General features: G+C 69.2%; 17 protein-coding genes. 5 read left to right on the forward strand and 12 right to left on the reverse strand.

The window, feature by feature from the left end; genetic code table 11:
- The coding region (locus V7D28_RS07965; protein ID WP_333586846.1) for an Mrp/NBP35 family ATP-binding protein at nucleotides 1-687 on the forward strand (687 nt) is incomplete at its 5' end.
- Nucleotides 688-738: 51 nt separating this feature from the next.
- Here V7D28_RS07965 and V7D28_RS07970 read toward each other — a convergent pair.
- From V7D28_RS07970 to V7D28_RS07995, 6 genes are all read right to left on the reverse strand, one after another.
- Nucleotides 739-2,121 carry an MFS transporter gene (locus V7D28_RS07970; protein ID WP_333586847.1) on the reverse strand — a complete coding sequence of 461 codons (1,383 nt, stop codon included), beginning with the start codon at nucleotides 2,119-2,121 and terminating at the stop codon, nucleotides 739-741.
- Nucleotides 2,122-2,240: 119 nt separating this feature from the next.
- Entirely contained in the window at nucleotides 2,241-3,680 is a 1,440-nt protein-coding gene (locus V7D28_RS07975; RefSeq protein ID WP_333586848.1) for an MFS transporter, read from the reverse strand.
- Between the two features lie 168 nt (nucleotides 3,681-3,848).
- On the reverse strand, nucleotides 3,849-4,754 hold the full coding sequence (locus tag V7D28_RS07980; protein ID WP_333586849.1) for an SDR family oxidoreductase: 906 nt from the start codon (nucleotides 4,752-4,754) through the stop codon (nucleotides 3,849-3,851).
- Between the two features lie 125 nt (nucleotides 4,755-4,879).
- Nucleotides 4,880-5,833 (reverse strand): HlyD family secretion protein, encoded by a 954-nt coding sequence (locus V7D28_RS07985; RefSeq protein WP_333586850.1) that lies wholly within the window; start codon nucleotides 5,831-5,833, stop codon nucleotides 4,880-4,882.
- 3 nt (nucleotides 5,834-5,836) lie between these two features.
- On the reverse strand, nucleotides 5,837-6,583 hold the full coding sequence (locus tag V7D28_RS07990; RefSeq protein WP_333586851.1) for an ABC transporter ATP-binding protein: 747 nt from the start codon (nucleotides 6,581-6,583) through the stop codon (nucleotides 5,837-5,839).
- Nucleotides 6,580-7,722 carry an ABC transporter permease gene (locus V7D28_RS07995; RefSeq protein WP_333586852.1) on the reverse strand — a complete coding sequence of 381 codons (1,143 nt, stop codon included), beginning with the start codon at nucleotides 7,720-7,722 and terminating at the stop codon, nucleotides 6,580-6,582. The genes V7D28_RS07990 and V7D28_RS07995 overlap by 4 nt, the downstream gene beginning before the upstream one ends.
- 165 nt (nucleotides 7,723-7,887) lie before the next feature.
- Here V7D28_RS07995 and V7D28_RS08000 point away from each other — a divergent pair, with 165 nt between their 5' ends.
- Nucleotides 7,888-9,960 carry a S46 family peptidase gene (locus V7D28_RS08000; protein ID WP_333586853.1) on the forward strand — a complete coding sequence of 691 codons (2,073 nt, stop codon included), beginning with the start codon at nucleotides 7,888-7,890 and terminating at the stop codon, nucleotides 9,958-9,960.
- A 75-nt stretch (nucleotides 9,961-10,035) separates the two neighbouring features.
- Here V7D28_RS08000 and V7D28_RS08005 read toward each other — a convergent pair whose 3' ends face one another.
- The 3 genes from V7D28_RS08005 to V7D28_RS08015 form a co-directional block, all read right to left on the reverse strand.
- A complete protein-coding gene (locus tag V7D28_RS08005; RefSeq protein WP_333586854.1) occupies nucleotides 10,036-10,692 on the reverse strand; it encodes a DedA family protein in 657 nt (218 codons plus the stop codon).
- A 169-nt stretch (nucleotides 10,693-10,861) separates the two neighbouring features.
- Nucleotides 10,862-11,386, reverse strand: coding sequence for a MarR family winged helix-turn-helix transcriptional regulator (locus tag V7D28_RS08010; RefSeq protein WP_333586855.1), 525 nt, complete (start codon nucleotides 11,384-11,386; stop codon nucleotides 10,862-10,864).
- Complete coding sequence (locus V7D28_RS08015; RefSeq protein ID WP_333586856.1) at nucleotides 11,383-11,799, reverse strand: organic hydroperoxide resistance protein; 417 nt, start codon at nucleotides 11,797-11,799, stop codon at nucleotides 11,383-11,385. The genes V7D28_RS08010 and V7D28_RS08015 overlap by 4 nt, the downstream gene beginning before the upstream one ends.
- 168 nt (nucleotides 11,800-11,967) lie before the next feature.
- On the opposite strand from V7D28_RS08015, the gene V7D28_RS08020 reads away from it, so the two are divergent.
- The 3 genes from V7D28_RS08020 to V7D28_RS08030 all read left to right on the forward strand — a co-directional run bounded on the left by V7D28_RS08020 (nucleotide 11,968) and on the right by V7D28_RS08030 (nucleotide 14,450).
- Complete coding sequence (locus V7D28_RS08020) at nucleotides 11,968-13,245, forward strand: NupC/NupG family nucleoside CNT transporter (RefSeq protein ID WP_333586857.1); 1,278 nt, start codon at nucleotides 11,968-11,970, stop codon at nucleotides 13,243-13,245.
- A gap of 96 nt (nucleotides 13,246-13,341) precedes the next feature.
- Entirely contained in the window at nucleotides 13,342-13,959 is a 618-nt protein-coding gene (locus V7D28_RS08025) for a glutathione S-transferase family protein (protein WP_333586858.1), read from the forward strand.
- Nucleotides 13,956-14,450 carry a molybdopterin-dependent oxidoreductase gene (locus V7D28_RS08030; protein ID WP_333586859.1) on the forward strand — a complete coding sequence of 165 codons (495 nt, stop codon included), beginning with the start codon at nucleotides 13,956-13,958 and terminating at the stop codon, nucleotides 14,448-14,450. Before V7D28_RS08025 ends, V7D28_RS08030 begins: the two co-directional genes overlap by 4 nt.
- Before the next feature lie 19 nt (nucleotides 14,451-14,469).
- Here the strand turns inward: V7D28_RS08030 and V7D28_RS08035 are convergent, their stop codons facing one another.
- The 3 genes from V7D28_RS08035 to V7D28_RS08045 form a co-directional block, all read right to left on the reverse strand.
- Nucleotides 14,470-14,901 carry a PaaI family thioesterase gene (locus V7D28_RS08035; protein ID WP_333586860.1) on the reverse strand — a complete coding sequence of 144 codons (432 nt, stop codon included), beginning with the start codon at nucleotides 14,899-14,901 and terminating at the stop codon, nucleotides 14,470-14,472.
- A gap of 79 nt (nucleotides 14,902-14,980) precedes the next feature.
- Nucleotides 14,981-15,976 carry an MsnO8 family LLM class oxidoreductase gene (locus V7D28_RS08040; RefSeq protein ID WP_333586861.1) on the reverse strand — a complete coding sequence of 332 codons (996 nt, stop codon included), beginning with the start codon at nucleotides 15,974-15,976 and terminating at the stop codon, nucleotides 14,981-14,983.
- On the reverse strand, nucleotides 15,973-16,211 hold a 239-nt coding region (locus tag V7D28_RS08045), incomplete at its 5' end, for a hypothetical protein (protein WP_333586862.1). The genes V7D28_RS08045 and V7D28_RS08040, both read right to left, overlap by 4 nt.

Here is a 16,211-nt window from a genome sequence, read left to right on the forward strand (position 1 = left end):
GGGCTGGGCCTGCGGGTGGGCGTGCTGGACGCCGACGTCTATGGCCCGTCGGCGCCGCGCATGCTGGGGGTCGACGGCGACCCTGAATTCCATCCCGAGAAGAAGCTGATCCCCCTGGAGGCGTGGGGCCTGAAGGTCATGTCCATCGGCTTCCTGGTGGACGAGGGGGCGCCCATGATCTGGCGGGGTCCCATGGCCTCGTCGGCCGTGCGTCAGATGATGCACGACGTGGCCTGGGGCGAAGCCGAGGCGCCCCTGGACGTGCTGGTGGTCGATCTGCCGCCGGGGACCGGCGACATCCAGCTGACCCTGATCCAGAAGATGAAGCTGGACGGCGTGGTCGTGGTCACCACCCCCCAGGAGATCGCCCTGATCGACGCCCGCCGGGCGGCTGGCATGTTCCAGAAGACCGCCACCCCCATCCTGGGGGTCATCGAGAACATGGCCTATTTCACCGATCCCGCCTCCGGCGTTCCCATCCCCATTTTCGGCCAGGACGGCGGGGCGGCGGAGGCCGAGCGCCTGGGGGTGCCGCTGCTGGGCCGGGTCCCCATCGACATCGCCCTGCGCCAGGGCTGCGACGATGGTCGGCCCCTGGTGCTGACCGCCCCGCAGAGCGCGGTGGCGCGGGTCTTCGTCCAGGCGGCGGAGATGCTGCGCACCCGTCTCGGCCTCGCCAGATCGTGATCTGATCGGCCGACCAGATCACGATCCGGGGTCCTGCGCGGGTGCGGCGGCTCAGGCGCTGGCGGCGGCCCGGTCGCGGGCGTCGAGCGCGGCGCGGATTTCGGCGTGCCGCTCGGCGTTCATGCCGTAGCCGAAGAAGCAGGCCCCCCCGATCAGGACGAAGATGATGGGGGCGAACAGGTAGCACATCTCCAGGCCGAAGATGGCCTGGGCGGTGTTGGCGGCGTTGTCGGCGGCGTTGTAGCCCACCAGCGAGAGCACCGGAAAGATGATGCCCACGGAGATGGCCGCGCCCACCTTCTGGGTGCTGGTGACCATGGCGTAGAGCAGGCCCACCTGCTCCTTGCCCTGCTCGAGCCGGATGGCGTCGCCCACATCGGCCACCATGGCCCGCACCAGGACGACGAAGGCGCTGGCGGTGAAGCCCACGGCGAACATGCCCACCGCCGTCGGCAGGAACAGTCCCTTGGGAATGACCATCAGAATGGTCTGGAAGATGGCGTAGGCCACGGTGGCGCCCATCAGGGTCTGATGCTTGCCGAAGCGCTGGGCGAGCTTGGCCCAGACCGGCGCCCCCAGTAGGCCCGCACCGATGAAGGGCACCAGCAGGATGGAGACCTGGGCGTAGTTGAAGGCCTTGGCGTCGTGGAAGAAGAACACGTAGATGGCCGCCGTGGTGCCGGGACCCAGCGCCAGGGCGAGGTCGGCCAGGATCAGGCGGATCATTTCGGGGCGCTTGAGCGCCTGCCAGTATTCGCCCAGGTCAAAGGTCTCCTTGCCCGACCGGGGGGCCACGCGCTCGGGCGACAGCAGGACGCAGAGCGCCGTGGTCACCGGAATGCCCAGGATGATGATCCAGCCGATGACGGGCATGCTGGACCCAGAGCCCGGCTCCACCGCTCCGCCGGTGAGCGCCGGCAGCAGCAGCAGGCCCACCGCACCGGCCACGCCGGTGGCGTGCATCCAGCCATAAACCCGCGAGCGTTCGTCATAGGAGGTGGCGATGGCCGAGGCCCAGGCCGCGTGGGCCAGGCTGACGATGGACAGGGCCGCATAAATCACCAGCAGCCAGACGATCAGATAGAGCTCGCCCGCCCCGGCCGGCGGATTAAACAGCTTGTAGACCCCCAGCATCATCACGGGCACGCCGGCGATCACCCAGGGCCGGTAGCGGCCGATGGGGGTCCGGGTGCGGTCCATCAGGGCGCCCACCAGCGGGTCGAAGGCGATGTCGATGAGCCGGACGATGGTGAAGGCCGCGCCCACCGCCACCAGGCTGATGCCGATATGGCCGGCGAAATAGCGGGGCAGGAACACCCCAAGCGCCAGGCCAAGGACGGCCAGGGGAATGCCGGTGCTGGAAAAAGCGAGGACTGTGCCAAGCGGCAGACGATGTCCGCCAGGCGCCGTGGCGCCCTGGAGGGAAGAACTCACCTGAACGTCTCCAAATCTATGTTTTTAGCGTCCCTGGGGGGCGCGATTATTCGATGAGAAAACGCCCGCTTGCGGCGGGGCGCAAGCGGGCGGGAAAGATATTTCAAGGGTCGCTGGACTCAGGTCTTTCGAGGCTCAACCAGCGGGGTGGGGATGGACGGCTCGCCCGCCAGGGTTTCGATGACGGGCGCCTCGTCATAGAGGGCGTCGCGCTCGTCCAGTTCGCGGCGGATCCGCCCGTGTTCCTGCTCGCCCAGGCCGTAGCCCAGGAAGCACAGGCCCCCCACGGTGACGAAGAAGATGGGTCCCAGGAGGAAGGCGTATTCCAGCCCCCGCACGGCGACCTCGTCATTGGTCGCCCCGGTGGCGGCGTTGTAGCCCACGCGCTCCAGAACCTGGAAGGTCAGGAAGATGGCCAGGGCGCCGGAGATCTTCGAGGTCAGGGTGGTGATGGCGTAAAGCAGGCCCGAACGCTCCTTGCCCTGTTCCAGGCGGATCTCGTCGGCCACATCGGCGGTCATGGCGCGGGTCAGCAGCTGGAAGCCCGCGGCCAGGAAGCCGGCCATGAACATCTGCACCGCGCCGACCAGCATGTCGCCCTTGGGCAGGAAGGGCAGGGCCACCAGGGTCAGGGCGTAGCCGGTGGTGGCCACCATCACCGCCCGGTGCTTGCTGATGCGCATGGCCAGTCGGCCCAGCAGGGGCGCACCGGCGAAGCCCGCCAGGATATAGACCCCCAGCAGGGCCGAGGCCTGGCTGGTGGTGAAGCCGCGGCTGTCGGTGAAGAAGAAGAGGTAGAGGGCGCTCATCCAGCCCGGGCCCAGGGACAGGCACAGATCGGCCAGGACGATCCGGCCCATGGAAGGCCGCGCGATCAGCCGCCAGTACTCCTTGATCTGGAACTTCTGGCCGGGGACGTCGGGGGCGATCTTCTCCGGCGTGAGCGCCACCACGATCCAGACGGCGACGGGCGTCAGCAGGAGGACGAACCAGCCCATGGCCGGAACTCCTTGCGCCTCGTCCATGCCCAGGCCCGAGACCAGGAAGGGCATGCCCAGGACCAGGACCGAACCCAGCACGCCGACGGCGGTCATGATGGCGAAGACCCGGGAGCGGTCATTGTATTTGGGCGCCAGGGTGGCGGCCCAGGCGGCGTGGGACAGATGCAGGATCGAGGTGCCCAGATAGAGCACCAGGAGCCAGATGATCAGGCCGGTCACCCCGCCGGAGGGCTGGATGAACAGCATGAAGATGGCCAGCATCAGCACCGGCGCGCCGATCACCGTCCATAGTCGGTAGCGGCCGAACCGGGTGCGGGTCCGGTCCATGGCCACCCCCAGCAGGGGGTCGAGGGGAATGTCGATCAGGCGGACCAGGGCGAAGGCCGAGCCCACCGCCGCCAGGCTGATGCCGATTTCCGTGGCGAAATGCCGGGGAAGATACACCGCCATGGCGATGGTCAGCGCCGACAAGGGCAGGCTTGTGCAGGCGAAAGCGAGAATCGTGGACAGCTTGAGCTGTCGCGAACTGGCGGCCGTAGCCGCGTCGGTCTGGGCCACTCGGGCGTCTCCCCATGTCGATGGTGACGCCTCTGTCGGGCGCATCCTGAAGCGTAGGTTACGCGCGTTCACCTGGGGAATGGCAAGGGCTTTGCGCCGCTTGAGCCCAAGAAAAAACGGGCGGCCCGAAGACCGCCCGTTCCTTGCCTCGCAGGCTGGCGTCCAGCCTTAGCCGCCGGACATTTTGCGGAAGAACTTCTGGCTCTGCTCGCCGCCGGCGTTGTAGGCCTGCTGGCCCTCCGGATCGGCGATCTTGGCCCAGTTGTCGCGGACCTCTTCCACCGACAGGCCGCCCTCGCCCAGATAGACGCCCTCGGTCTCATAGATGCGGGCGAGCGCGAAGGCGCCGGCGCCGGCGGTCAGGATGGCGCCCGTGGGGGCTTCTTCCGAGCAGAGATACACCACGCCCGGCGTGACATACTCCGGCTTCAGGCGTTCCAGAACCTGGGGAGGCATCAGGTTCTCGGTCATCCGCGTGGCCGCCACCGGGGCGATGGCGTTGACGTGGATGTTGTTCTTCTGGCCCTCGAGGCGCAGCGTGTTCATGAAGCCGATCACGCCGAGCTTGGCCGCGCCGTAGTTGGACTGGCCGAAGTTGCCGTAGAGGCCCGAGGACGAGGTCGTGCAGACGATGCGGCCGTAGTTCTGCTCGCGCATGATCTCCCAGACGGCCTTGGTCGGCTTCACCGTGCCCATCAGGTGCACGTTGAGGACGAGCTCGAAGTCCGGGATGTCCATCTTGGCGAAGGTCTTGTCGCGCAGGATGCCGGCGTTGTTCACCAGGATGTCGATACGGCCCCACTGGTCCATGGCCTGCTTGACCATCAGGGCGACGCCGGCGTCGTCGGTCACCGACGAGCCGTTGGAGATGGCCTCGCCGCCGGCGGCCTTGATCTCCTCGACCACGGCGTCGGCCGCGGCCGAAGAGCCGCCCGAACCGTCCACCGAGCCGCCCAGGTCGTTGATCACGACCTTGGCGCCGCGACGCGCCAGTTCGAGGGCGTGCTGACGGCCGAGGCCGCCGCCCGCGCCGGTCACGATGGCCACTTTGCCGTCGAAGCGGATGTCCGCCATGGAATTCTCCCGAGATCGGTTGAAGCAATTGGGCGGCGTTGTGCGCGGCCAAACCCTGGCCCGTCAAGGCGTTGCTGCGGCGCAAACCGAGCCGTGGCGCCCGGGGTCGAGCGGGCCGGGCCCGATCAGGCGGGCTGGGCGCCCGGCCGCAGGAACTTCACCAGCACCCTCTGGCCCACCAGGAAGGGTGCGCCGTCGGCGCTGACCACCACCTCCACCACCCGGTCGTCGGTGCGTTCGCTGGCGTCGTCGGAGACGAGCTTTCGCGCTCCGAACACGGCCGCCCGGCGCAGGACCCGCCCCTGGAAGGTCTTGGCGGGGTCGGCCTCCGAGGCGATCTCCACGGTCTGGCCGATGGCCACGTGCGGCAGGGCGCCCTCGGCGATCTCGGCCCGGACGATCCGCTGGCCCGCCGGCTCGAGGTCGAACATGTTCGAGACATTGAGGGTCGAGGCCCCGGCGCCGGGATTGGCGTGCCGTCGCACCACCACCCCGTCGGCGGGCGCCCGGATGATGGTCCGCTCGAGGTTGTACTGGGCCTCGTTCAGCCGGGCCTGGGCCGTGGCGACGGCGGCGCGCTCGGCGGCCAGTCGGGCCTCGCCCTGGCGGATCTTGTCCTGCGCCTCGTCCAGGCGCTGGGCGGCCACGAAGTTGGAGGCGGCCAGGCCCTGAAGCCGGGAGAACTCGCGCTGGGCGGCGCTGATCTCGACCTGGGACTGGGCGATCTGGGCCTGGGCCTGACGCACCTCGGCCTGGGCCCGGGCCAGAGCCAGGCGGGGTTCGTCATCTTCCAGGCGGGCCAGGACCTCGCCCTGCGCCACGGCCTGGCCTTCTTCCACCAGCACTTCGCGGACGATGCCTGCGCTCCGGGCGGCCACCTGGATCAGGCCCCCTTCCACGTCGGCCTTGCCGTTGGCGATGGCCACATAGGGGCTTTCGGCCGGCGCCTGCTGGGCGCTCTGCGCCTGGGCGGCCTCGGCCTGGCGGGCCTGATGAGCCACAAAGAGGCCCCCGCCGCCCAGGACGACAACCGCGGCGGCGGCGAACCAGACGGACTTGCGGCGGAAAAGGTCGGGCATGGGTCAGGCCTCGATGAGTTGGGGAGCGGCGGCGTCCGGAGCCGGCGAAACCCGCCGGTCGTCCAGGATGGTCCCGTCTTCGATGTGGATGATGCGGTCGGCATAGGCTTCCAGCCGCGGATCGTGGGTCACGCAGATGACCGCCGCCCCCTGGTCCTTGGCGGCCCGCTGCAGCAGCTTGATCACCACCTGGCCGTTCTCGCCATCCAGGGCCGAGGTGGGTTCGTCGGCGAACAGCAGGCGCGGCGCCTTGGCCAGGGCCCGGGCGATGGCCACGCGCTGCTTCTCACCGCCGGACAGCTCGGCCGGACGCATGTCCAGCCGGTGGCCCAGGCCCACCTCTTCCAGGGCGGTGCGGGCCCGCTCGCGGGCTTCGCTGCGGGTCAGGCCGGTGTGCTTGAGCACCGTGGTCACCTGGTCGAGGGCGCTGAGCGCGGAGAACAGGTTGAAGCCCTGGAAGATGAAGCCGCAGTGGTTCAGGCGGAACCGGTCGATGGCGCCGGTCTTCAGCGTCCAGAGGTCCTCGCCCAGGGCGCTGACCTGACCGTCGTCGGGACGCAGCAGGCCCGACAGGCAGGCCACCAGGGTGGACTTGCCCGAGCCGGAGGGCCCCATGACCATGGTCAGGTCGCCGTGGCGGGCGTCGAAGTCCACCGACTTCAGCACCTCGATGTGGCTGCGGCCGGTCTTGAAGCGCTTCACCAGACCGGTGGCGCGCAGGGCGACGCCCTGGGGCGGGAGAGGGCTCATCGCAGCAGGTCCGCCGGCTGGCTCTTCTTGAGGACGCCCAGGGACATCAGGCCTGAGCCCAGGGCGATGACGATCAGCAGCACGGCCACCCCGCTCACCCAGCCGATGGGAAAACCCATGGGCAGGCCGGCGCTACGGGCCAGGACGGAGATGGCGCTGGTGAACAGGGCGGTGGCCGCCAGGCCGGCCAGGCCCACCCAGAAGGACAGCTCCAAGACGATCAGGCGCAGGGACCCCATGGAGACCCCCAGGGCGCGCAGGCTGGCGAACTCCTTGATATTGGCCAGGATCGCGCCGCGCAGGGTCTGGGATGTGATGCCCACTCCGATGAGGAAGCCCAGGAAGACGGAGAAGCCGAGCATGATGCCGATGATCTGCTCGCGCATCAGGGCCCCCTCATTGGCCTTGGCCAGTTCGGGGCGCGTCCAGGCGCGGTAGCGGCCGTCGGCGGCGGCGTTGAGCTGGTCGCGGACAATCACGGCGCGGCTGGGATCGCGCAGCTGGATCATCAGCGGCCCGACCTTGTCGCCCTCGTCGGACATGCCCAGCAGGCGCAGGGTGTCGCGCGACACCACCACCGAGGGCTGGTTGATGGAGGGGTATCCGTCCAGCACTGCGCGGATGGTGACCGTCTTTCCGTTCAGGGTCGCCTGGTCGTTGAGCGCCACCCCTAGCCGGGCCAGGCTGCTGCGGTCCACCACCGCGGCATAGGGTTCCAGCAGGGCCACGCGGACGGCCTCGGGATAGTCCACGGGGAGGGTGACGGCGCCGGGGATGGGATCGACCACGTCCACCTGGACGAACTGGGTCACGCGCTTTTCGCCCGCCTTGGGGCGGTTCATCCAGCGTCCGCCGCCCCCGTCCAGGGCGGCCACGGAGACCACCTCGGGGTGCAGGTACATCTGCGGCGCCAGGCGGCGGGGCAGGCCGTTGGAGCCGGAATTGATCAGGCTCTCGGAATTGGCCGGCAGCACCATGAGGTCGGCCCGCGAGCGGTCAATGGTGGCTGTGGCCGCCTGGACGATGCCCGTGAACATCCCCACCTGGGCCAGGATCAGCAGACCCGAAAAGGCCAAGGCGATCACCGCCGCCAGATAGCGCCGCCATTCGTAGATCAATGTGGCCAAGGCCAGCGACATGCCCGTTCTCCTCGCCCGGGAGGTGTGGCCGGGCGGGCCTGCAAACCCAAGTTAATTCGGGGTAAGGCGCAGCCTGGGCGGTAGTCAGGCGAGATCGTGGCTGTTACGCCGGTGACATACGGGTCCTCTTAAGGACCCGGCCGTTTCCAGGTGAGAGCCGAGCCGATGAAATCCGTCTTTTTCGCCGCCGCCAGCGGCGTTGTCCTGCTGGCCGTGTCCGGCGCCCCCGCCCAGGCCGACGAGGGCATGTGGACCTTCGACAACTTTCCCGCCGCGAAGGTGAAGAGCGCCTATGGGGTCGATATCGACCAGGCCTGGCTCGACCGGGTGCGCGGCGCTTCGATCCGCCTGACCAACGGCTGCTCGGCCTCGGTGGTGTCGCCGGAGGGTCTGGTGCTCACCAACCACCACTGCGTGGTGGACTGCGTGCAGGCCCTGTCCAGCGGCGAGAAGGACTATGTCCAGGACGGCTTCCTGACCGACAGCCGCGAGGAAGAGCTGAAATGCCCCGGCCAGCAGGCCGAGATCCTGGCCGAGATCGTCGATGTGACGCAGACCGTCCAGGCCGCAGGCGCCGGCCTGACCGGCCAGGCGTTCAACCGCGCCCGCGACGCCTCCGTGGCCCAGATCGAGCAGGAGGCCTGCGCGAACGACGCCGGCTATCGCTGCCAGGTGGTCAGCCTCTACCGCGGCGGCCAGTACAAGCTCTACAAGTACCGCCGCTATGACGATGTGCGCCTGGTCTTCGCGCCAGAGTTCGCCACGGCCTTCTTCGGGGGCGACCCGGACAATTTCAACTTCCCCCGCTTCAACCTCGATATGGCCTTCCTGCGCCTCTATGAGGGCGACCAGCCGGCGGTCACCCCGGACCACCTGACCTGGACGGCGCGCGCCCCCCAGGAGGGCGAGCCCACCTTCGTCTCGGGCAATCCCGGCTCCACCAGCCGCCTGCTCACCGTCGCCCAGCTGGAGAGCCAGCGGGACCTGGCCATTCCGGTGGGCCAGCTGCAGCGCTCGGAGCTGCGCGGCCGTCTGATCCAGTTCTCCCAGCAGGGCGTCGAGGAAAAGCGCATCGCCACCGACCCGCTGTTCGGCGTGGAGAACAGCTTCAAGGTGTTCTTCGGCCGCCAGTTCGCCCTCAATGATCCTTCCTTCATGGCGGCCAAGCGCGCCGCTGAGGCCGAGCTGAAGCAGCGGGTCTTGGCCAACCGCGCCCTGACCCGCGAGATCGGCGACCCCTGGGGCGAGATCGAGGCCGCCCAGGCCGCCTACGCCGAGCAGTACATGGCCTATCGGCAGATCGAGGCCGTGGCCGGCGGCGGCTCGTCCCTCTACGGCTATGCCCGCACCCTGGTGCGCGCGGCCCAGGAGCGGAACAAGCCCAATGGCGAACGCCTGAGCGAGTTCACCGAGGCCAGGCTGCCCCTGCTGGAGAAGCGCCTGCTGGACGTCCGCCCGGTGGATCGTCCGCTGGAGGAGCTCTATCTCGCCTTCTGGCTCTCCAAGACCCGCGAATACCTGACCACCGACGACCCGGCGACCCAGCTCCTGCTGGGACGGGAAAGCCCTGAGGCCATGGCCGCCCGGCTGGCGGCGGGCTCGCGCCTGGACGACCCGGCGGTGCGCAAGGCCCTGTGGGAGGGCGGTCAGGCGGCCATCGAGGCCTCTAATGACCCCATGATCCAGCTCGCCCTGCGGATGGATTCCACCGCCCGGGGCTTGCGCGAGGCCTGGGAGACCGAGGTCGAGGCGCCCACCGCCCGGGCGGCCGAGCGCATCGCCCGCGCCCGCTTCGCCGTCTATGGCGACCAGGTCTATCCCGACGCCACCTTCACCCTGCGGCTGTCCTACGGCCAGGTGCAGGGCTGGACCCACCGCGGCCGGACCATCCCGGCGGCGACCACCCTGGCGGGCCTCTATGAGCGCGCCACCGGCGCCGAGCCCTATGCCCTTGCGCCGGCCTGGGCGGCGGCCAAGGACGATCTGGACCTTTCGATCACCTACAACTTCGTCACCACCAACGACATCATCGGGGGCAATTCCGGCTCGCCGGTGGTCAATGCGCAGGGCGAGGTGCTGGGTGCTGCCTTCGACGGCAACATCCACTCCCTGGGCGGCGACTACGGCTATGACGGCGCGCTGAACCGCACGGTGGTGGTGTCCACCGCGGCGGCCACCGAGGCCATGCGGAAGATCTACCGCCGCGACGCCCTGCTGGCCGAGCTGGGGGTCCGCTGAGCCCGGCTTGAGATCACCGGAGCCTGGTCCGGCGCCTGCGCCGGATCGGACTTCGGGACACCGGAGCCTGCGGCCTCAGAGGCGGGGGGCGTCGAGCACCGGCGCGCGACGGGCCACCCGGCGGCGCACCAGCCGCCAGCCCACCGTGCCCACGATCACCACCACGGCCACGGTGATCAGAGCCAGGACCAGCGGGTGGACGTGGTCGAGCACGTGGAAGCGTTCCAGCCCCTTGGCCGTCAGATAGCCGGGGGCCAGGGCGCCGAACACCCAGACCACGGCCGAGAGCACGTTGGCGATCTGAAAGCGCCGGTTGGACATCCGCAAGGTGCCCAGCACCGCCGGGACGAAGGCGCGCAGGGGGCCGATGAACCGGCCCACATAGACGCTGGCCACACCGAACCTCTGGCAATAGAGGCGGGTGAGGGCGAACTGTCGGCGATAGCGGCGCAGACGGGGGTGGCGCAGCACCCGCGTTCCGTAGCGGCGGCCGATGAAGAACGAGATGGCGTCGCCCACAATGGCGCCGGTGATGCAGCCGATCAGCACGGTCACCGGATCCAGCACGCCCGTGGCCAGCAGGCCGCCCGTGAGCACCAGCAGCGGCGTGGCGGGAATGAGAGCCCCCACGATCAGCAGGGATTCCAGCATGATGAAGACGCCCAGCACGGCGCCCGCCCAGGCGCTGTTGTTGCGGATCAGGTCCGCCACCGGTTCGAGCATCGCATCCATGTCGGGGTCTCTCCATCGCCTTGAGGGCGGACCTGCCCTGGCGATGTGTCATCCTAGTGGCAAATTCTGTCGGTCAGATAAAGGTCGTGCGCGCGGCTGGCGTCCCAGTCTCGGCGCCCGGAAATTACGCGCCCAGAGATCATGCGCCGAGGGATCACGCGCCGAGGGATCAAGCGCCCGAAGTCTTTGAGCCGCCGTCATCGCAGGCTTGGGCGGCCTCGGCGGCGTCGAGGCTGGTCTTCAACCCGTCCAGGGCCCGGCGCAGGCTGGACAGCGCCTCCAGGTCGCCGCCCATGCGGCAGAGAACCTGCCCCGGGACGGCGCGCGCGGGGATGCGCAGGGCCCGGCCCGCATCGGTCAGGTCGATCATCACCCGGCGCTCGTCCTGGGGCGAGCGGGTGCGGCTCACCAGGCCCTGGGCCTCCATCCGCTTGAGCAGGGGGGTGAGGGTGCCGCTGTCGAGGTCGAGGGCCTGTCCCAGATCGCCCACCGAGCGGGGCGCCTGCTCCCAGAGGGCGAGCATGACCAGATACTGGGGATAGGTCAGGCCCAGGGGCGCCAACAGGGGCCGGTAGAGCCGGGTCACCCGGTTGCTGGCGCCATAGAGGGCGAAGCACAGCTGCACATCCAGGCGAAGGGGGTCTGGCCCTTCGCCTGGCTCTGGCCGGTCTGGACTGGCGTCGTCCTGTCTCACTGCACCGTCGTGGTCAGCCGCACGTCGATATTGCCACGCACCGCATGGGAATAGGGACAGACCTTGTGCGCCGCCTCAACAAGTTCCTCTGCAGCCGTCTGGTCGAGGCCTGAGATCTCGGCGGCCAGGGCGACGCCCAGCTGGAAGCCGCCGTCGCGGGGGTGCAGCTCCACCGTGGCGGTCACCGCGGCGTCCTTCAGGGGCAGCTTCTGCTGACGCGCCACGAAGCGCAGGGCGCTTTCGAAACAGGCCGCATAACCGGCGGCGAACAACTGCTCGGGATTGGCGCCGCCACCCTTGCCGCCCAGCTCGGGGGGCATGGCGAGGGTCAGGTTCACCTGGCCGTCGGGGGTCTGAACGTGGCCTTCCCGGCCGCCGACGGCGCGGGCGCTGGTGCTGTAGAGAGGGGTCATGGGCTGCTCCTTTTGAACTGTGAACGATTATATTGTGCGCAATATATCTTGCCGCAAGATCAGGCGCCGGACTTTTCTGCGGCGCCTGGGCGCTTGCGCTCGCCGGGCGCATCCTCTTCAAGGGCTGGGCAGCGCACGCGGTGGGGTGGTGCGCCATGAGGACTGCGGATGTTCCGACCCGAAAACGCCCAGAGCCTGCTGGGGCTCGCGCTCGTCCTGCTCGTCTGCTGGGCCCTGTCGGAGGATCGGTCGCGCTTTCCCTGGCGTCTGGCCCTGGGCGCCCTGGCCGTGCAGGTGGGGCTGGTCCTGACCCTGTTCGGCCTGCCCGGCGCGCGCAGCGTGGTGCGGGCCATCAATGACGGCGTGGACGGCCTGGCCGCAGCCACCGCCCAGGGGACCCAGTTCGTCTTCGGCTATCTGGCCGGCGGCGCCCAGCCCTATGTCCTGGCCAATGAGGGGGCGCTGTTCGTCTTCGCCTTCCAGGTCCTGCCGCTCATCCTGGTCATTTCGGCGCTCTCGGCCCTGCTCTGGCACTGGCGGGTTCTGAAGTGGATCACCCAGGGCTTCGGCTTCGTGTTCCAGAAGACCATGGGCCTGGGCGGCGCCTCGGCCCTGGCGGTGGCGGTGAACATCTTCCTGGGCATGATCGAAAGCCCCATCGTCATCCGCGCCTATCTGGACAAGCTGACGCGCTCGGAAGTGTTCCTGATGATCGTGGTGGGTCTGGCCACGGTGGCCGGTTCGACCATGGTGGCCTACGCCACCATCCTGCGCGAGGTGCTGCCCAACGCTGCGGCCCACGTCCTGGTGGCCTCCATCGTCTCGGCGCCGGCCGGCGTTCTCCTGGCCCGCATCATGGTGCCCGAGAAGAAGGGCGTGGGGGGCTACTACGCCGACTACGGCTCCCTGCTGAAGTACGACTCCTCCATCGACGCCATCTCCAAGGGCACCATGGACGGCCTGACGGTGGCGCTGAACATTTCGGCCATCCTCATCGTCTTCGTGTCCTTCGTGGCCATCGGCAACGGCCTGCTGGGCGTCTTCCCGGACGTGATGGGCGCGCCGCTGACCATTGAGCGGGTGCTGGGCGTGGTCTTCGCGCCCCTGGCCTGGCTGATCGGGGTGCAATGGTCGGAGGCCGTCCAGGCCGGCTACCTGCTGGGCGTCAAGCTGATGCTCACCGAGTTCATCGCCTTCATCCAGCTGGGCGGCGTGCCGGCCGAGGCCATGAGCGAGCGCACCCGCATGATCATGACCTACGCCCTGTGCGGCTTCGCCAATATCGGTTCGGTGGGCATCACCGTCACCGGCATGGGGGTGCTGATGCCCGAACGGCGGGCGGAGATCATCGGCATGGTGTGGAAGGCCTTGCTGGCCGGCTTCCTGGCCACCTGCATGACCGCCGCCGTGGTGGGGGCCATGCCCCGGGAGCTGTTCGGCCTCTGAGGGCGCCCCCGCCCTTGACCGCCCTCCCTTGACCGCCCCGCCTTGACCGCCCTGGCGTCAAAGGGTCACCTCTGGCCTGTCATCGGAGGGACGACCATGAAGCTCTACGACACTCCGCGCGCGCCCAATCCGCGTCGGGTCCGCCTGTTCATGATCGAAAAGGGGATCACCGACGTCGAGATCGTCCAGGTGAGCCTGCTGGAGGGCGCGCACAAGCAGCCCGACTATCTCGCCAAGGCCGGCCTGCCCAATGTCCCCATGCTGGAGATGGACGACGGGACCTGCATCACCGAGAGCCTGGCCATCTGCCGGTATCTGGAAAGCCTCTATCCCGAGCCCAACCTGATGGGCCGCGATCCCCGGGAGACGGCGATCATCGAGATGTGGACCCGCCGGGTGGAGATGATGGTCGCCACCCCCCTGATGATGGCCGTGCGGCACACGCACCCGGCCCTGGCGGTGCTCGAGAAACAGAACCCGGCGGTGGGCGAATCCAATGCGGAGAGCGGAACCCGCGCCCTGAAGCTCATCGACCGCCGCCTGGCCGAGAGCCCCTGGATCGCCGCCGATCGCCTGACCATCGCCGACATCGTCGCCTTCGCCTCCATCGACTTCGCGCGGATGATCCGGTTCAAGCCGCCGGAGGAGATGACCCATCTGGGCCGTTGGATGGAGGCCATGAACGCCCGCGAATCGGTGAGCCTGGCCAAATGAGAACCTCCGCAACCCGCGCCGCCCTTTTCGCGGCCTTCTGCCTGGCGGCCCTGCCGCTTGCGCCGGCGTCCGCCCAGAACGTGATCCTGAACAAGGCCGGCGCGGCCCCCACGACCCTCACCGCCGAGGCGCTGAAGGGTCTGCCGCGGGTGCGGCTGGAGGTGAAGGCCGGGTCTGGCGTGGATGTGTATGAGGGGCCGGCCCTCTCCCATCTGATGCGGGAGGCCGGAATTCCGGTGGGCCCCCGGGCCCATCGTGACCCCATGCGAGGCTATCTCGTGGTGCGCGGCGCGGACGGCTACCGGGTGGTCGTGTCGGCCGCCGAGGCCGACAAGGAGCTGCACCAGGGCGGCGTCATCCTGGCCGACACCCTGAACGGGGCGCCCCTGCCAGACGCCCAAGGGCCTTGGCGCCTGGTGGTGGACGGCGACCTGCGCCCCTGGCGCAGCGTGCGTCAGGTGGTCTCCATCGACTATCGCCTGGCCGACTGAAGGCGGCGCCTGTCGCCCTCTATCCCCGCGGATAGAGCATGACCTGAGTGCATCGGAAGGCGGCCATGAGCTTGCCGGTGGCGGCGTCTTCGACGCGCGCGTCCCACACCTGGGTGGTGCGCCCGCCATGCAGGAGGCTGGCGGTGCACCGCACCTCGCCTTCACGCAGGGTGCCGACGAAGTTGCACTTAACCTCAGCGGTGGTGAAGCCGCTGGCGCCCTCGGGCCAAACGGTCGAGACGCCGTAGGCGCACAGGATGTCGGCGACGCTGAGCACCGAGCCCGCCAAGAGGAAGCCCGTATGGGCCACCAGATCCGGACGCACAGCGAAGCGGCCGACCACCTTGCCCGGCTCGCATTCGAGAATCTCCAGACCGAGGTGGCCCGGCAGCTTGCCGATATTGGCCTCGTTGAGGCGCTCGCGGCTGGTGTTGTTGCTCGTGGCTGGCATGGGCCGAAGCTAGAGGGTGATGAGACAGGTGGAAACCGCCTATCGCCGACCCGCCGGCTTTGCGGAGGGGCCCGAGCCCTCAGGCCGCCTTGATCAGTTCCAGGGAGCGGATGCGACTTTCCAGGGTGGGACCCGACGCCATCACGAAGATTTCGTCCGCGCCGGTGTGGAAGGCCTTATCGGCCAGTCGGGCGCGCACGGTCTTGGCCGAGCCTGCGATGCTGCGCGCCTCGATGTCCGCCAACCGCGGGTCATCCGCATGTTCGGCCAGGAAGGCCTGGGCTTCGGGGATCACCGGGAAGCGCTGGCGCCGGCCCAGGGTGGTGGCGAGCGTCGAGGCCCGGCGCGGGGCGTCCAGGCGCACGGCCTCGGCGTCCGTCTCCGCGGCCAGGGCGATGGCGGCGACGCCGGCCCAGGGCCTGTCCCGGAACGGGGAGGGGCGGAAGTTGTCGCGATAGGCCTGCACCGCCGGCGCCCCGTCGCTGCGGGCGATGAACTCGGCGAACACCATGCCCACCCCGGCCTGGCCGGCGAAGGCCGCGCTGTCGGCCGAGGAGCACAGCATGAAGAGGTCCGGGTGGCTGGGGCCCGTGGGATGGGCGCGGATGTCATGGGCCGGATGGTCCGGCCCGATGAGTTCCTTGCCGGACGCGTCCAGCAGCCAGGCGTTCAGGAGGGCGAAGTAATGGCCGAAGGCTTCGGACGAGGATGAGCGCAGGGCCGCGCCGGTGCGGCCGTCGGCGCCCAGGGCGCGGCCGACCCCCAGGTCGATGCGGCCCGGCGCCAAGGCCTCAAGCTCCATGAAGACCTCGGCCACCTTCAGCGGCGAATAGTTGACCAGCATCACCCCGCCCGATCCCAGCCGGATGGTGGAGGTGGCCTGGGTCAGGGCGGCGATGAGGATTTCCGGGGCCGGCGAGGCCAGGCCGCCGATATTGTGGTGCTCGGCCACCCAGAAGCGGTGATAGCCCAGGCGCTCGGCCGCCTTGGCCACCTCCAGGGTCTCACGCACCGCCTGAGCCTGGGTGTTGTCGCCCCCCACCGGCGACAGGTCGAGAACCGACAGCATGCTCATGGGCGCGGCCCGCGGACTTCGCGCAGGATCATCTTCACCCCATAGGCCGCGGCCAGACCGGCGAAGATCAGCACCACCACCGAGACCGGCAGGGCGGTGGGTTCATCCCCGCCGACCCAACGCGATGGGGGCACGCTGGCCATGTAGAAGACCACTTCGATCAGTTTGAAGGCCGCCACCGGGCCGGTGACCAGGGCGAGCGCGGCGCCCAGGGCGATCTGGCTCAGCTTGGGCT

It is taken from the genome of Phenylobacterium sp. (genome assembly GCF_036723115.1).
GTDB lineage: Bacteria > Pseudomonadota > Alphaproteobacteria > Caulobacterales > Caulobacteraceae > Phenylobacterium.

Coding starts and splice junctions, on each gene's coding strand:
- V7D28_RS07985 (WP_333586850.1), bottom strand. CDS start 5,833: ATGCCCGACCTTTTCCGCCGCAAGTCCGTCTGGTTCGCCGCCGCCGCG.
- V7D28_RS08025 (WP_333586858.1), top strand. CDS start 13,342: ATGAAGCTCTACGACACTCCGCGCGCGCCCAATCCGCGTCGGGTCCGC.
- V7D28_RS07980 (WP_333586849.1), bottom strand. CDS start 4,754: ATGGCGGACATCCGCTTCGACGGCAAAGTGGCCATCGTGACCGGCGCG.
- V7D28_RS08035 (WP_333586860.1), bottom strand. CDS start 14,901: ATGCCAGCCACGAGCAACAACACCAGCCGCGAGCGCCTCAACGAGGCC.
- V7D28_RS08015 (WP_333586856.1), bottom strand. CDS start 11,799: ATGACCCCTCTCTACAGCACCAGCGCCCGCGCCGTCGGCGGCCGGGAA.
- V7D28_RS08005 (WP_333586854.1), bottom strand. CDS start 10,692: ATGGATGCGATGCTCGAACCGGTGGCGGACCTGATCCGCAACAACAGC.
- V7D28_RS07995 (WP_333586852.1), bottom strand. CDS start 7,722: ATGTCGCTGGCCTTGGCCACATTGATCTACGAATGGCGGCGCTATCTG.
- V7D28_RS08000 (WP_333586853.1), top strand. CDS start 7,888: ATGAAATCCGTCTTTTTCGCCGCCGCCAGCGGCGTTGTCCTGCTGGCC.
- V7D28_RS08040 (WP_333586861.1), bottom strand. CDS start 15,976: ATGAGCATGCTGTCGGTTCTCGACCTGTCGCCGGTGGGGGGCGACAAC.
- V7D28_RS08030 (WP_333586859.1), top strand. CDS start 13,956: ATGAGAACCTCCGCAACCCGCGCCGCCCTTTTCGCGGCCTTCTGCCTG.
- V7D28_RS07990 (WP_333586851.1), bottom strand. CDS start 6,583: ATGAGCCCTCTCCCGCCCCAGGGCGTCGCCCTGCGCGCCACCGGTCTG.
- V7D28_RS08020 (WP_333586857.1), top strand. CDS start 11,968: ATGTTCCGACCCGAAAACGCCCAGAGCCTGCTGGGGCTCGCGCTCGTC.